This window comes from Sorangium sp. So ce1335 (assembly GCF_051521615.1).
In the GTDB taxonomy this organism is placed as follows: domain Bacteria; phylum Myxococcota_A; class Polyangia; order Polyangiales; family Polyangiaceae; genus Sorangium.
In genome coordinates, this window is sequence record NZ_CP150363.1 from 9,603,984 (window position 1) to 9,619,009 (window position 15,026).

Genomic DNA, 15,026 nt, shown 5'->3' on the forward strand with positions numbered 1-15,026 from the left:
CGGACCCAAGCGGCGCCGCCGCCCGCGCATCGGAACAGGACCGATGATCCGCTCGCCCGAGAGGCCGCTCCTTCCCTCCGCCGACCGGGCGCGCGCGCGGCGCCCCTCCACCGAACGGCCGCGCGCGCGGCGCCCCTCCGCCGAACGGGGGCCCGCGGGGCGCCCCTCCGCCGAACGGGGGCCCGCGGGGCGCGCGCTGCGCCGCGCTCCGGGCGCCGCCGGCGTCGCCGCCGCGCTGGCGCTCGCCTGCGCGACGTGCGCGCCGCCCGCGCAGAACGGCAGCGTCGTCGTTTCCTCCGGCGCGGCCGAGCGCCTCGGCATGCTCTGCCGGTGGGGGCGCGGCGGCGCGGAGCAGGGCGCGCTCTGCCCGACCGCCGAGGGCGCGGCGCGGCCGGCGCGCGTCCGGCGGATCACGGGGGCCGCGGACGCGCTCTCGGGGCCGCTCGCGGCGGGGCGGCCCGGCGACCACGTGCTCGAGAACGACGAGATCGCCGTGGTGGTCGATCAGATCGGCCCCGGGGCGGGCCTCGCGGAGAGCGGCGGCCACATCGTCGACGCGGCGGACGCGCGGGCGCGGCGCGACGAGCTCGGGCAGATCGTGGCGCGGGTCGGCGCGCCGCCGCGGCAGGCGGTCTACCGCGAGATCGCGACGGGCGCCGGCGAGGACGGCTCGGCGTGGATCGAGGCGCGCGGCGAGGTGCGCGGGCGCGACGGCGCGGGCGGCGCGCTGGCGATCGCGACCCGCTACACGCTGGGGCCGCGCGACCGGGCGGTCGTGATCACGACGACGGTCCGGAACGACGGCAGCGCGCCGGTCGAGGGGCTCGACCTCGGCGACGTCGTCCACTGGGGCGCGGCGGAGCCGATCGCGCCGGGGTCGCGCGGCGAGCACGAGGGGCCGTACGTGGCCGGCGTGGGGACGGGCGTCGCGTACGCGCTCGCCACGGCGGACGGGGCGCCGCTCCGCGCGCGGAGCGGCCCCGGCTTCAGCGACGCGACGTTCGCGCGGCGCGCCGCGCTGCCGCCGGGCGGGCGCGCCGCGTACCAGCGGATCCTCGCCGTCGCGCCGCGCGGCGATCCGCTCGCCGTCGCGACGGAGCTCTTCTTCCTGGGCGGCGGCGCGCCCGGCGGCGTCGCGATCGAGCTGGTGGACGCCCGCGGCGCGCCGCTGCCGCCGCTCGCCGGCAAGGCGACGCTCACCCGGGTCGCCGAGGAAGGCGCCGCGCCGGGCGCGGACGCGGGCGTGGGCGCGGACGCGGACGCGGGCGCGGACGCGGGCGTGGGCGTGGGCGCGGACGCGGGCGCGGGCGCCACGCCGGCGGCCAGCGCGCTCGACCTGTGGCTGCGGACGAACGCCGGCGGCGGGCCGCTCGCCGCCGAGGCGCCGCCCGGGCTCTACGAGGTCGGCTTCGAGGGGAGCGGCCGACGCGCGCTCGAGAGCGCTCGCGTGAGGATCCGGGCCGGTGAGGTCGCCCCGGTGCGGCTCGCGCTGTCCGGCGCCGGCCGGCTCGCGCTGTCGGTGCGCGAGCGCGTCGGGCCGGCGCCCGCCGCGGGCCCGGCGCCCCCCGGGCGGCCCACGCCCGCGAAGATCGCCCTCTTCGACGCGAGGACCGGCCAGGCGGCGGCGCCGCCGCGGTTCACGCTCTCCGGCGACCTCGAGATCCCGCTGCCTCCGGGGCAGCTCCGGGTCGTCGCCTCGCGCGGGCCGGAGTTCTCGATCGCCGAGGCGACGGTCGACATCGCCGAGGGCGGCGCGTCGCGGCTCGAGCTCGCGATCGCGCGGGTGGTCGACACGTCGGGCTTCGTCGCGTGCGACCTCCGGCAGCACACCGCGCGGAGCGCCGACGCGGGGGTGTCCGCCGCCGCTCGGGCTGCGTCCAGCGCGGTGGAGGGCGTGGAGTGCGCGGTGGCGAGCGAGCACGACCTTGTCGCGGACCTCGCGCCGGCCGTGGCCGAGCTCGGGCTCGAGGGGCGGCTGCGGGTGATCCCCGGGGCCGAGCTCTCGAGCGCCCGGGGCGGCGCGGGGCTCGGGAGCGTCAGCGTGTTCCCGCTCGACGCGGGCGCGGCCGCGCCAGGCGGGGGCGCCGCGCCGGGCGGGGGCGCCGCGCCGGGCGGGGGCGCCGCGCTGGACGGCGGCGCCTTGCGGTGGCGCGATCAGACCGCGGCGGCGCTCCTCGGGGAGGTGCGCGCGTTGCCCGGGGAGCGCGTCGTCCAGGTGAGCCGCGCGAGCGGCGGCGGCTCGCCCCTGCACGCGCAGGCCGCGCCGCGGAGCGCGCCCGAGCAGGGCCCGGGGCTGCTCGCGCAGATCGTCGGGGACGGCGCCGGCGTCGACGCCCTCGAGGTCTGGACCGGGCGCGAGGTCGCCGCGCGCGACAGCGCCCTCGAGGAGCTCTGGGGGCTGCTGCGCGCGTCCCGCCCGGTCACGCCGACGGCGACGAGCGACACGCACGGGCTCCTCGGCGCCGAGCCGGGCTACCCGCGCACGTACGTCGGCGTGGCCGACGACGATCCGGGCCGCCTCGACGTGGCCGACCTCGTCGCGGGCCTGCGGCGCCGGCGCGACGTGGTGATCACGAACGGCCCGTTCGTGACGGTGCGCCTCGGCGAGGCGCGCCAGGGCGGCGTCGCCTCGATCGGACGCGGGTCCCGGGGCGGGCCGCTGTCGCTCTCGATCCGCGTCGAGCGCGCCCCGTGGGTCGACGCGCGCGAGCTCCACGTCCTCGTCGGCGGCGTCGCGAGCGGCGCGCCCATCCCGCTGGAGGGCGCGCGCACGACGCCGGCGGGCGCGCTCGTCGACGAGATCGCGATCCCGGTCGTCCTCGACACCGGCGGCGGGCGGCGACCGTCGCGGCCTGCCGCCCACGCCGGCGGAGCTCCCGGCGGAAGCCGGCCCGGGCAGGGCGCGAGCCGGCCCGGGCAGGGTGCGAGCCGGCCCGGGCAGGGAGCGCACGGCGCGATCTCGGTCGCCGAGGACACCTTCGTCGTCGCGATCGTCCGGGGGCAGCGGCCGCTTGAGCCTGTGCTCTCCGGCGAGCCGCACGAGATCCTGCCGTTCGCGATGACGGCGCCGCTCTGGCTCGACGCCGACGGCGACGGCCGCTCCCTCGGCCGCACCGCCGCGCCGTGAGCGCGGCGGGCGCCGTGGCGCGCCCGGCGCGGCGGCGCGGCCACGACGGCGGGGGATGAATGCTCGCCGGCGGGGTCGACTTCAGGCTCGCTCCGAGGTGGCGGATCTGGCGGAGCGCGTGGCGGCCGCCAGGGCCCGGACAGGGGCAGGGCTGCGAGATCCCCGCAAAAAAGCCCCTGGCACGCCGCTCGCACAAGGTGCCTTCCGAAACGCCGCGAGGTCCGACCTCGCGCTGGACTCGCCGTTGCGGGGCAGCGCGGAGGCCCGGAGGCGGCGTGATGGCTCGAGCCGACGCCGCGCGTCGCGCTCGAATGGAGGCACCCATGCTGGTTCATCGCTCCTTGTTTGTGACGCTCTTCGTGTCCATGCTTCTCCCTGTCCTCGCGCTCGGCTGCTCTGTCGCGCACGGCGCCGCCCCGCGGTCAGAGGACAGCGCCGCTCCGCAGCAGGAGACAACCGGGGCTCCGGCCGGCTCGACCGGCGCGAAGCGCTTCGTCGACGCCGATTCGTACTTCACGAGCTCGGCCGAGATCGACGCCTGGTACGGGCTGCTCCGCGAGCTGAACGACGATTTCGACGTCGTGTGCGGCGACACCTTCTGCGAAGGCGAGTACAGCAATTACAAGCCGCTTCGATTCCGTTGCTCGGTCGAGGAGCACGCCGGGACGATAGGCAGCTGCGTGTGGGTCTTCGCGGCGAGCAACGAGGAGATCCTGCCTTCCACCGGCGAGGTGGAGGTCGACGCAAGGTCCTTCGTCTGCGAGATGCCCGTCGCCCCGGAGACCCCCGTGGCCGACCTCGTGGCGGCGCTCTCGGCGTCGAGAGCTCGGGCGATCGACACGGCGCTCCCCGGAACAGACAGGTCGCTTTACGACGGCCTCGTCGAGTGCCTCTGACGCCCCGCCCGGCACCGGCCAGGATGCTCATCGAGCCGTGCTGGCTCGCGCGTCGAGCGCAAGCGGATCATGGCAGGGAGGTGACGGACGCCATGAAGCCATGAAGCCGGACGGAGGGGGACCGACGGTGAATCCGTCGAACGACAGCGACGGCGGTCTCCCCCGATCGGGTCATTGCTGGTCGGCGCTGCGTCGTCATGACATCGGGGGGTGACACCCGGGGTTCGACATCACAGATGCCTCCTATCCGTGGACTCCCGGATCTTCTTCTTCATCCACCGCTTCTTCCTCCTCCACCGCCGGCTGCTCCGGCTCCTCCACGCTCGGCGCCTCGCCCGCGGGCGCCCCGGCATACCGCTTTCGAGCCCGCTCCGAGGCCTTCAGCACCGGCCCGCGGATCGTCTCGATCGCCTCGGCCGGCGCGTCGGAGAGCTCCAGGTTGGAGAGCACCGCGGACACGACCCGGAACCACTGGCTGCGCGCCGCCGCGACGGTCGCCTTGGTCACCGGCGCCGTCTTCTCCTTGGCGGCGAGCTCGTCCCGCCGGTGCTCGATCGCCTCGAGCTCCTTCCCTGTCTTGATCCACCGCTGCGTGGTGTGGAGCAGCGTCGTCTTCCCGGGCGCCGGGATCCCCTTCAGGAGCTCGCCTATCGACGGCTCCTCGTCGAGGAGCCGGGCGACGCGCGCGGTGTTGCCCGCCTCCGCGGTTGGCGAGGCCTTGATGATGTTGAGCCCGCTCGGAAACAGCTTCGGCTGCACCTGGTCGCAGGCCGCGGCGCGCTCCCTGTCCGGAGGATCCGCGCCGAGGCAATGCGCGCGGTGCGCGTCGATGCCCCAGCAAACGGCCCTGGCGAGGTGATCGTGGCGCTCGTCGACGCGCCCGAGCTCGTCGTTCAAGGCGATCATCGCGGCCGACAGCCCTGACTTGCTCGGGCGCACCGCGAGCACGGACTCATGGGCCTCGACGACCTTCGGGTGCAGGCCGGCGATCTCGGGGATCGAGAGGAACAGCCGCTTCCGTTGCGCGTTCTCGACCCACGGGGACACAAGCGCCACCATCTCTTCGATCATCAGGTGCTTCAACATCGCATAGACCTCCTTGTCCGGGGTACAGCGTGCCCGGCCAGGAAACGGCGACGCGGCAGAGCCCGTCAAGCGACCCGCCGGTTTGCGACGGCTCGAGACCAACCCGGCCCGTCGAAAAGATGCTGTCCCGGAGGTCGCGATCGACGCGGGCGCTCGTCGCGAGGCCGCGGCGAGGTCGCGACCTACCGAGGGGGATCTTTTCAGGCCGGGGACGAGGTCCCGATCAAAAGAAATGGATCTTTTCATACGAATGGAGAGGTCGCGACCTGTCCACCGGCTCCTGGCGAGCCTCCGAGGATGGTCGAGACCACGCGGGGCGCATCCGAGAGATGGGCCGGAGAGGTCGAGACCGCTCGGCGGCATCGTTCCGCCGAGCGAGCGAGCAGCGCGTCCACCTCGCCACGGCGCTACCTCGCCACGGCGCTGCTCTGGATCGACGCCGACGGCGACGGGCGCTCCCTCGGCCGCGCTGCCGAGCCGTGAGCGCGGCGATCTCCGTGGCGCGCCCGGCACGGCAGCGCGGCCCCGCCAGGTGAACATCGACGGCCAATACTGGGCCCGCTCCCGGAACGATGGCCGCACGGACCTAATAGGCATCCCATGCCACACTTGGCGCCGCCTCTCCGCCCGCGCATCGGAATGACTTGGAGGATGGGCATGCACCACAGGCTGAAAATGAAGGCGATCCCTGTTCTTATTCCTCTCGGCCTCACGGTGTGGGCGTGCAACTACGACCTGGGTGAGTGCTATCTTCGGGGGACGGAAGGCACAGGGGCCGGAGAACCCTCCCCACCGGGGTCAGCAGCTACGGGGGACCGGTTCGGAAACGGTGGCGACGTGGGGAGCGGCGCCACGGAGGAGATGGCAGGTTGCACGCCAGACAAGACATGCACAGACATGTACGTCGACTGCGAGGACAAAGGCTATCCATGCACGCGCGTCATCGACGGCGGCAAATCTCTTTGCGCGATCTGTCGGCGCGATTGTCAGCTCAAGAAGCGATACACGTACGACGAGTGCTACCGGTGTGGTTTTGAATGAACACGACGATCCCGCAGATCATTCGGGACGCAACGCATGTTGCCTTCGACACACCGACAACAGAGCGCCTGGCACGACTCGGCGCGGGCAATGCGGTGCGTGCGTCCGACTGCCTTATCATCGGACCGAGTCGGCTGGATACCATGGAACATGCCCGGACGCGCGAGGCATGGTGGTCTTCGTCCGAAGAATGGGACCGGCTCTATTCATCGGATATCCGCTGGGATCTGCCCGTTGTCTTGTGGGCATCATCGAGTCTCCACGAGCGACTCAACCTCTGGAGGGCCTGTAGCTGGTTGCGTCGCCTGGGGATCGCCCGCCATGATGTCTTGATCGTCGATCTTGATCCAGTACACCGCTCACGGATCCCCGAGGAGCCGATGCCTCCGTTCGACTGCTCCGCATCGGTGTCCGATCATCCTGACGAGGTTCTTCTGGAGCGCCTCGACAAGGCGCGCCCCTGGCCACGTGAACGCTACGATCGTGCCGTCCGCCTCTGGGAGAGGTACGTCGATACGAATCCGTTGCCTTTCGTCGAAAGGTGCACACGTGGCGTCAAAGGGTTTCCAGAGCTCGCCCCATTGTGGGCGCTGCTCTCTTCCTTCTTTCCAAGGAGGAGCACAAGAGGAGCCCTACGCCTCAGTCGATTCGACGAGATTGTACTGACTCTTCTGTCGACGGAGTGGCAGACTCCGTTGGCCGTGTGCAGCCACAAGTCGCAGCTGGTCGCCGAGTTGTGGGAGCTCCTCTACTGCACGGGCGATCTGTTCCTACCACGCCGGCTGGAGCAATGGGCAGATCACGATTCGAGTGCGATCGTGGAGCGCACGACGGGACCGAAACCGGCTGATGGCTACCCGATGCTATCGCTGGTCTATCGGCTCACCGATCGTGGCATGAAGCTCCGAGAAGGACTCGATCGGCTCGCGGATGCACCAAGCCTGCCGATTGCCGGGACCGAGGCGTATTCGACGTCATCTCCATGGGTGGTACTCGATGATGGACGGCTAGCTCGGTTGTGACGGCCAGTCCGAACCGTCCGCTGACAACGGAACACCCTCGGGTCGAGTGTTCGTCAACCATTGGGTCGGCAAACAGAGTCCTCGCCCAGAAATCCGCTGCGCCGCGACGATCTCGCTTGACCATGGCATGACGATACCGCGCTCGCCGGCGTGCTCAGCGATCGCCGCGGCTCATGGCCACCGTCGCGGCTCGGCGAGCGCGGCTGCGCCGCCAGCGCGGCGAGGCCCTCCGGACCGCCCCGTGACCGCCCCATCGCTTTTCGTTTGCCTCCCGCGCGCTCGGGCAACATGGAGCGCGGCGCATGCGAACCGAGCGGCTCGCCGCGGACGCGGCCTCCATCGCACGGGCTGCCGAGATCCTCCGCCGGGGAGGGCTCGTCGCCTTCCCCACCGAGACGGTGTACGGGCTCGGCGCGCGCGCGGACGACGCGCGCGCGGCGCGCGGCATCTTCGAGGCGAAGGGCAGACCGCCAGGCAACCCGCTGATCGTCCACGTGCCCGACGTCGCGTCCGCCCGGGCGCTCGCGGCGAGCTGGCCGGCAGACGCGGAGCGGCTCGCGCAGGCGATGTGGCCAGGGCCCCTCACCCTGATCGTCGCGCGCCGCCCCGACCGCGTCGCCGACGAGGTGGCCGCCGGCGGGCCCACGGTCGCGATCCGCGTGCCCGTGCACCCGGTCGCGCGCGCGCTGCTGGAGGCGGTCGGGCTGCCGATCGCCGCGCCGAGCGCCAACCGCTCCACCGCGATCTCGCCGACCACCGCCGACCACGTCGAGAAGAGCCTCGGCGGGCGCATCGACGCGATCGTCGACGGCGGGCCCACCGCGGTCGGCATCGAGTCGACGATCGTCGACGTCACGCGCTCGCCCGCGCGGCTGCTCCGACCGGGGCACGTGGCCGCCGACGCGATCGCCGCCCTCGTGCCGCTCCAGACGACCGCCAGCGTGATCACCGCCCCGGGCGAGCGCGCGCCGTCCCCGGGGACGCACGCGCGCCACTACGCCCCGCGCGCGCGCGTCGCGCTCGTCCCCGCGGCAGCAGTCCGCTACGAGGTCGAGCGCGCCGCGCAGGCCGGGTCGCGCGCCGGCGCCATCGAGCACGGCAGCCGCACCGCGCCCGGGCCGCACGCCGAGCTGATCCCGGCGGATCCCGCCGGCTACGCGGCGGCGCTCTACGCCGCCCTGCACCGCCTCGAGGACGCCGGCTGCGACGTGATCGTCATCGCCGCCGTCCCCGAGGGTCCGGCCTGGGACGCGGTGCGCGACCGGCTGACGCGCGCGTCCGCGCCCGCCTGATCGGGAGCCTCGACGCAGCCTCGAACGGCGCCCCGTTCGGGCCGAGGTGTGTTTTCATCCCCCGGACGGGCGGTTTGTGGCAAATCAGGGTCGCCCGCCCGCCGGGTGAGCCACCTTCCCCCTCGTCCGCCTCGTCCGTTCCGTCGACCCCATGCCGGCACCGTCCCGCGCCGCCGTCCAGAGCCTCACCGCCGCCGTCGGCCTCGCCGCCGCGCTCATCGCCGCCGCGCCGGGCGCCGACGCGAGCCTCCTCGACGAGCCGCCGCGGCGCGCGACCTTCAACCTGGACGAGACGGTCGCCCCGGAGCTGCCGCTCCTCCGCGCCTTCCGCAACGCGGCCGTCGAGCGCCCCGGCCCGCTCCGGCTCTACATGAGCAGCGCCTACGGCAAGTGGCAGCACCAGCCCTGGTGGCAGCTCGCCTGGGGCGGCGCGCGCCCGGACGCCGCGGACGCGCTCGGCGAACACGGGCTCGCCGCCGCAGCCCCCGCGACCTCGGTCTTCGCGAACGCACACGCACCCTTCTCCCCCTTCTCGCCGTTCGAGCCGTTCGAGCCGCCCGCCCCCCTCCACATCGACCCGGCCCCCCCGGCGTGGCTCCGCCCGTTCGATCCGATCGCCGGGACGCCGCTGCTCGCGACCACGGGGCCGAGCCTCTCGTCGAACGGCTTCGACCTGATCTGGGACCCGCCGAAGAAGCCGCTGCCGGACTGGCGCTGCCGCCGAGGGCCCGTCACGTTCGCCCGGTACGGCGGCCAGCACGACGCCTTCGAGCTCGTGCGCTGCGACGGCTCCGTCGCGCCCGGCGCGCTCGATCGCCTGTCGATCATGGCCCGCCCCCCCGAGGCGCCGGACCCGGGCGAGGTGCTCCCCGATGAGCCCGACGCCGACACCTGGCAGCGGGCGCTCGAGTGGGTGCCCCAGGTCCGCCTCGTCCACCCGCGCCTGCTCTGGGTCCTCCAGCAGATCGCCGACGCCTTCCCGCGCCGCGGCATCCACATCTTCAGCGGGTACCGGCCGCGCCCGCCCGGCGAAGGGCCGGCGGCGCGCGGCAAGGGCGGCCACCACAGCCAGCACGCCGAGGGGCGCGCCATGGACATCCTCGTCACGGGGGTGCCGAACGCGGCGCTGTTCCAGCTCTGTCGCACGCTCGACGACGTCGGCTGCGGGTTCTACCCGAACAGCAAGTTCGTTCACGTCGACGTGCGCCGGCCCGGCACCGGCCGCGTGTTCTGGATCGACATCTCGAGGCCCGGCGAGCCCTCGGAGTACGTCGACTCCTGGCCCGGCGTCGTCGAGAGCGGAGCGCTCCCCTCGGGTGCCCGCGGAGCGCCCTCCAGCGCGCCCGCCCGTCGCTGACGTCGCCCGCCCGCAGGCGCCCTCGCACCTCCTCCCGACCCCACCGGCGCACCTCGCGGGCGCGCGCCAGCTCCGGGACGCCCCGCAGCGCGCGAGAGGTCCCGGAAACACCCCGCAGCGCGCGCCGGCTCCGGAACCCCCGCAGCGCGCGCGAGATCCCGGAAACACCCCGCAGCGCGCGCCGGCTCCGGAACGCCCCGCAGCGCGCGCCGGCTCCGGAACGCCCTCAGCGCGCCAGCCCCGGGACGCCCCGCAGCGCGCCAGCCCCGGCGCGCCCCGCAGCGCGCCAGCCCCGGGAGGCGCCGCAGCGCGCGGCCGTTCCCGATCGTTCCGGATGGAGGACGCTCCAGGGCGCGGCGAGCTTGCAGTTCTGGGATCGGTGTTAAGCTTGTCTTCCCCCTGGGCGCGCGGCGCAAGACGAGGGCGGAGCTCGGCGAGCCGAGCGCCGCTCGCGCACCTCCGGCGGCCATGGCCGCCCCGCGGTCGCCCCGGAGAAAAAGGTGCGAAATGGGCGAGTTGCGGACAGGGATGGTTGACAAGATCGCGGCGCTTCAGGACTTCGCGCTCTACCGCGATCTCGCGTGGGAGGGCACGTTCGAAGAGTACCTCCAGGTCGTGCGCCAGAACCCGCAGGTGACGCGCAACGCGTTCCAGCGGGCGTACGACATGATCATCCGCTACGGCATCGAGGAGTACACGGACAACAAGAAGAAGCTCGTCCGGTACAACTTCTTCAAGGACGAGATGCACGGCGGCGCCGACGCCGTGTACGGGCTCGACATCCCCCTCATGCGCCTGGTCCATGTGCTCCGGGCGGCCTCCGAGGGGTTCGGCCCCGAGAAGCGCGTCATCCTGCTGCACGGCCCGGTCGGCTCGTCCAAGTCGACGATCGCCCGGCTCCTCAAGAAGGGCATCGAGCACTACTCGACCACGCCCGACGGCGCGCTCTACACGTTCGACTGGGTGAACCTCGACGACGTCGGCATGGCCGGGACGGAGAGCTCCCGCTTCAAGTGCCCGATGCACGAGGAGCCGCTGCGCCTCATCCCGCCGTCCTGGCGCGAGAAGGCCTTCCGGGAGCTCAGCCTGTCCAGCCCGCAGTTCCAGGTCCGCGTCGAGGGCGAGCTCGACCCGGCGTGCCGCTTCATCTTCAACCGCCTGATGGACAAGTACGGCGGCGACTGGTCGAAGGTGATGCAGCACGTGCGCGTCCGCCGCCTCGTGCTCAGCGAGAAGGACCGCGTCGGCATCGGCACCTTCCAGCCGAAGGACGAGAAGAACCAGGACTCGACCGAGCTCACCGGCGACATCAACTACCGCAAGATCGCCGAGTACGGCTCGGACTCGGACCCGCGCGCCTTCAACTTCGACGGCGAGTTCAACATCGCCAACCGCGGCATCGTCGAGTTCATCGAGGTCCTGAAGCTCGACGTCGCCTTCCTCTACGACCTGCTCGGCGCGTCGCAGGAGCACAAGATCAAGCCGAAGAAGTTCGCCCAGACGGACATCGACGAGGTGATCATCGGCCACACGAACGAGGCCGAGTACAAGAAGCTCCTGAACAACGAGTTCATGGAGGCGCTCCGCGACCGCACGATCAAGATCGACATCCCGTACATCACCAAGGTGTCGGAGGAGATCCGGATCTACGAGAAGGACTTCAACAAGGAGAAGATCCGCGGCAAGCACATCGCCCCGCACACGCTCGAGGTCGCCGCGATGTGGGCGACGCTCACCCGGCTCGAGGACCCGAAGAAGCACAACCTGTCGCTCGTGCAGAAGATGAAGCTCTACGACGGCAAGGTCCTGCCCGGCTACACGCAGGACACCGTGAAGGAGCTCCGCAAGGAGGCGTCGCGCGAGGGCATGGAGGGCATCAGCCCCCGCTACGTGCAGGACAAGATCTCGAACGCGCTCGTGAACGACCTCGGCGAGGGGACGATCAACCCCTTCATGGTCATGAGCGAGCTCGAGAAGGGCCTGCGCCACCACTCGCTCATCACGAACGACGAGCAGCGCAAGCGCTACGGCGAGTGCATCGGGATGGTGAAGCGCGAGTACGAGGAGATCGTCAAGAACGAGGTGCAGCGGGCGATCAGCGCCGACGAGGACGCGATCCAGAAGCTCGCGGCGAACTACATCGACTCCATCAAGGCCTACACCCTGAAGGAGAAGGTGAAGGACCGCTTCACCCGCGAGGACGTCGAGCCGGACGAGCGGCTCATGCGCTCGATCGAGGAGAAGATCGACATCCCCGAGAACCGCAAGGACGACTTCCGCCGCGAGATCATGAACTACATCGGCGCGCTCGCGGTCGACGGCAAGAAGTTCGAGTGGCACACGAACGACCGGCTGCGCCGCGCCCTCGAGCTGAAGCTGTTCGAGGACCAGAAGGACGCGATCAAGCTCCAGACCCTCGTGTCGAGCGTCATCGACAAGGAGACGCAGGAGAAGATCGACATCATCAAGACCCGGATGATCAAGTACTTCGGGTACAACGAGGTCTCGGCGCGCGACGTGCTCGACTACGTGGCCAGCATCTACGCGCGCGGCGACACGAAGTAGCCGCCGCCCCCGCCGTCAACCAGGGCGCGGCCCCCCGCCGCGCCCCTCGCTACCGCTCCCCCCTCCCTACCGCCGCCCCCTCCCTGCCGCCTGCCTCTCAGCAGCGCGGCGCGGGGTGGCCGCGCCGTCACCGCGCGGGGATCACCCCTCCCGCCGGAGCCGCGCGATCTCGCGCTCGAGCGAGGCCACCGTGCGCTTGAGATCGCGGACCTCCTCGGCGGTCGCCAGGCCCATCGCCTTGGCGAACGTCTCCTTCTGCTCCGCCGTGAACGACGAGACCCGGCCCGGCACGCTCATCGCCGTCATGAACAGCCGCATGAACCGCTCGTCCTGCATCAGCTTCGCCACGTTCGGGTTCGCGGCGAGCTTCATCCCCTCGGAGACCAGTTTGTCCTTCAACGCCATGCCGGCAGCCTAGCCGACTTTGGCGCGGGCGCTCAGCCCACCTCGACGAGCACCGCGGTGATGTTGTCCCGCCCCCCGCGACGGTTCGCGAGCTCGATGAAGAGGTCGACCGCCGTGTCGCCGCCCTTCGAGGCGATGCTCGCGATCTCCTCCTCGGCGTGCAGGTAGCCGTGCAGCCCGTCGGAGCAGAGCAGGTATCGATCGCCCGGCTCCACCGCGACGATCGAGGTGTCCACCTCGACGTAGTCCCTGTTGCCCACCGCGCGCGTGATCACGTTGCGGTGGGGCGAGCTCTTCGCCTCGTCCGGGGAGATGAGCCCATTCTTGATCTGCCAGGCGATGAGCGTGTGATCCTCGGTCATCTGCACCGCGGTCCCGTTGCGGACCTGGTAGATGCGGCTGTCGCCCACCTGGCCCGTCACGAGCGCGCCGCCGACGATGAGCGCCGCGCTGATGGTCGTGCCCATGCCGCTCTTGTCGCGATCGAGCTCGGCGATCGCGAAGACCATGTACGTCGCCGCCTGGATCGCCCCCTCGAGGATGCGCAGCACCGCGCGCGCCTTGGGCTGCGTCAGCGGCTCGTCGGGATCGCCGATGGCGGGCAGCCCCCGCTTCACCATGCCGTAGATCGTCTCGACCGCCTCGGCGCTCGCGACCTCGCCGGCCGCGTGCCCGCCCATGCCGTCCGCGACGATGTAGAGGCGGAGCTCGTCGTCCCGGAAGAAAGCATCCTCATTGGCGCGCCGGTGGCGCCCGACGTCGGTGCGGCCAAATGATTGGATCCTCATCGAGCTTGCCCGGTCCTTCGATCGCCGCCCCGTGGGGAAAGTCCCGAGGCGTCGGCGCAACTGTCGCACGATAAACTTCTTCGGCGGGGCCTGTCGAGTGGGCGACGGCTCGGTTAGGATGGACAGGCCAGCCATGGCACGAAGCTTCTCCGCGACCTGTGGGCCGGATGGCCTGGTCCACCACCTGGCCGAGCTGCGCAGCGCTGTCCCGTCGGCCTCCGGCGGCGTCGTCTTCGTCTCCGGCCAGCTCGCCCAGCGCGCCTCGAGCGTCGCCGAGCTCATCAGGAGCACCTGGCGCGGCGTCCCGGCCTGCGTCGTGCCGGCCGCGGGCGTGCTCAGCGAGCGCGGCGAGCTCGAGGGGGACACCGCCGCGAGCGGCGTTCTCTGGTCGGGCGGGCGGGTCACGCCGTTCGCGCTGCCCGAGCGCGCCGAGGACCCGGGCCGCCTGCTGCGCGAGGCGCTCGCCCGCTCCGCCGGCGGCCGCTCCGCGACGGCCATCGTGTTCGCCCGCCCCGGGGCGCTCGCGCCGGGGGTGATCGAGGGGCTCGGCGCCTCCGCGCCGGGCGTGTGCCTGTTCGGGGCCGGGACGGCGGCCGGGTCGGCCGTCGGCGTCACGCCGCAGGGCGAGCTGCTCGAGGGCGCCGTGGCGGGCCTCGCCATCACGGGGCTCGCGCCGCCGATCGTCGACGCCTCGCCCGCCGCCAGGCTGCTCTCCGCCTTCCACCCCGTCGAGGAGGCGAGCGGCGGCGTCGTGCTGCGCGCCGGCGGGCGCACGGCGCTCGACCTGCTCTCCGCCGCGACCGCGACGCTCGGCGAGCAGGCCAGCGCGCAGCCGCTCGTCCTCGCCGCGCTGGCCGATCCGCCGCGCGCCGGCGCCGCGGGGCCGGGCGGCGAGGCCGCGGAGCCGGGGGAGCCCGGGGCCGCCGCTTCCGTGCGTTACGTGCTGCGGCCGATCCGCGGGATCGATCCGTCGCGGCGCGGGCTGCTGATCGGCGACGAGGCGCGGCCCGGCGTGCGGATCGCCTTCGCCGTGCGCGACGCCGCGGCCGCCCGCGCCGGGCTCGAGGGGATCGCGCGGCAGGTGTCCCGGAGCGCGCTCGGGTCGGCGCCGCGGTTCGCGCTCTACCTGAGCTGCGCCGGGCGCGGCCAGGGCCTGTACGGCGCGCCCGACGTGGAGGCGCGCCTCCTGCGCCAGCGCTTCGCCGACCTGCCGATCGCGGGCATGCACTCGAGCTTCGAGATCGCCCCCTGGGCGCCGGGCGAGGTCCGGCTCGCCCTCTACACCGGCGTGCTCGCGCTCTTCCGCGCGCCGAGCTGATCGCCCCGCCGGTAGTGCGGGACCTGGGGAACCGCCAAGGTGCCAAGGACGCCAAGAAATCTCAATAATTTTGCGCCCTTGGCGTTCTTGGTGTCCTGGCGGTTCGACCCTCTGCGGCGCAGGCGCGAG

General features: G+C 72.8%; 11 protein-coding genes. 8 read left to right on the plus strand and 3 right to left on the minus strand.

Annotated features, from left to right (window positions below; all coding sequences use genetic code 11):
* The first annotated feature begins 43 nt into the window (after positions 1-43).
* The gene (locus WMF24_RS35770) at positions 44-3,127 is read left to right on the plus strand and encodes a hypothetical protein (RefSeq protein WP_437731938.1); all 3,084 of its coding nucleotides are present in this window, start codon (positions 44-46) and stop codon (positions 3,125-3,127) included.
* Positions 3,128-3,450: 323 nt separating this feature from the next.
* Positions 3,451-4,023 (plus strand): hypothetical protein, encoded by a 573-nt coding sequence (locus WMF24_RS35775; protein ID WP_437731939.1) that lies wholly within the window; start codon positions 3,451-3,453, stop codon positions 4,021-4,023.
* Positions 4,024-4,266: 243 nt separating this feature from the next.
* Here the strand turns inward: WMF24_RS35775 and WMF24_RS35780 are convergent, their stop codons facing one another.
* Positions 4,267-5,109 (minus strand): hypothetical protein, encoded by an 843-nt coding sequence (locus WMF24_RS35780; protein ID WP_437731940.1) that lies wholly within the window; start codon positions 5,107-5,109, stop codon positions 4,267-4,269.
* 657 nt (positions 5,110-5,766) lie between these two features.
* On the opposite strand from WMF24_RS35780, the gene WMF24_RS35785 reads away from it, so the two are divergent.
* From WMF24_RS35785 to WMF24_RS35805, 5 genes are all read left to right on the plus strand, one after another.
* Positions 5,767-6,150, plus strand: coding sequence for a hypothetical protein (locus WMF24_RS35785; protein WP_437731941.1), 384 nt, complete (start codon positions 5,767-5,769; stop codon positions 6,148-6,150).
* Entirely contained in the window at positions 6,147-7,172 is a 1,026-nt protein-coding gene (locus WMF24_RS35790) for a hypothetical protein (RefSeq protein ID WP_437731942.1), read from the plus strand. Before WMF24_RS35785 ends, WMF24_RS35790 begins: the two co-directional genes overlap by 4 nt.
* A gap of 302 nt (positions 7,173-7,474) precedes the next feature.
* On the plus strand, positions 7,475-8,464 hold the full coding sequence (locus WMF24_RS35795) for an L-threonylcarbamoyladenylate synthase (protein WP_437731943.1): 990 nt from the start codon (positions 7,475-7,477) through the stop codon (positions 8,462-8,464).
* A 151-nt stretch (positions 8,465-8,615) separates the two neighbouring features.
* Entirely contained in the window at positions 8,616-9,821 is a 1,206-nt protein-coding gene (locus WMF24_RS35800; protein WP_437731944.1) for a YcbK family protein, read from the plus strand.
* A gap of 507 nt (positions 9,822-10,328) precedes the next feature.
* The gene (locus tag WMF24_RS35805) at positions 10,329-12,386 is read left to right on the plus strand and encodes a PrkA family serine protein kinase (protein WP_437731945.1); all 2,058 of its coding nucleotides are present in this window, start codon (positions 10,329-10,331) and stop codon (positions 12,384-12,386) included.
* A gap of 141 nt (positions 12,387-12,527) precedes the next feature.
* On the opposite strand, the gene WMF24_RS35810 is transcribed toward WMF24_RS35805, so the two are convergent.
* On the minus strand, positions 12,528-12,791 hold the full coding sequence (locus WMF24_RS35810) for a hypothetical protein (RefSeq protein WP_061607276.1): 264 nt from the start codon (positions 12,789-12,791) through the stop codon (positions 12,528-12,530).
* 32 nt (positions 12,792-12,823) lie between these two features.
* Positions 12,824-13,579, minus strand: a complete 756-nt coding sequence (locus tag WMF24_RS35815; protein WP_437731946.1) for a PP2C family protein-serine/threonine phosphatase — start codon at positions 13,577-13,579, stop codon at positions 12,824-12,826.
* A 133-nt stretch (positions 13,580-13,712) separates the two neighbouring features.
* Here WMF24_RS35815 and WMF24_RS35820 point away from each other — a divergent pair, with 133 nt between their 5' ends.
* Positions 13,713-14,897 carry an FIST C-terminal domain-containing protein gene (locus WMF24_RS35820; protein ID WP_437731947.1) on the plus strand — a complete coding sequence of 395 codons (1,185 nt, stop codon included), beginning with the start codon at positions 13,713-13,715 and terminating at the stop codon, positions 14,895-14,897.
* Positions 14,898-15,026: the final 129 nt, after the last annotated feature.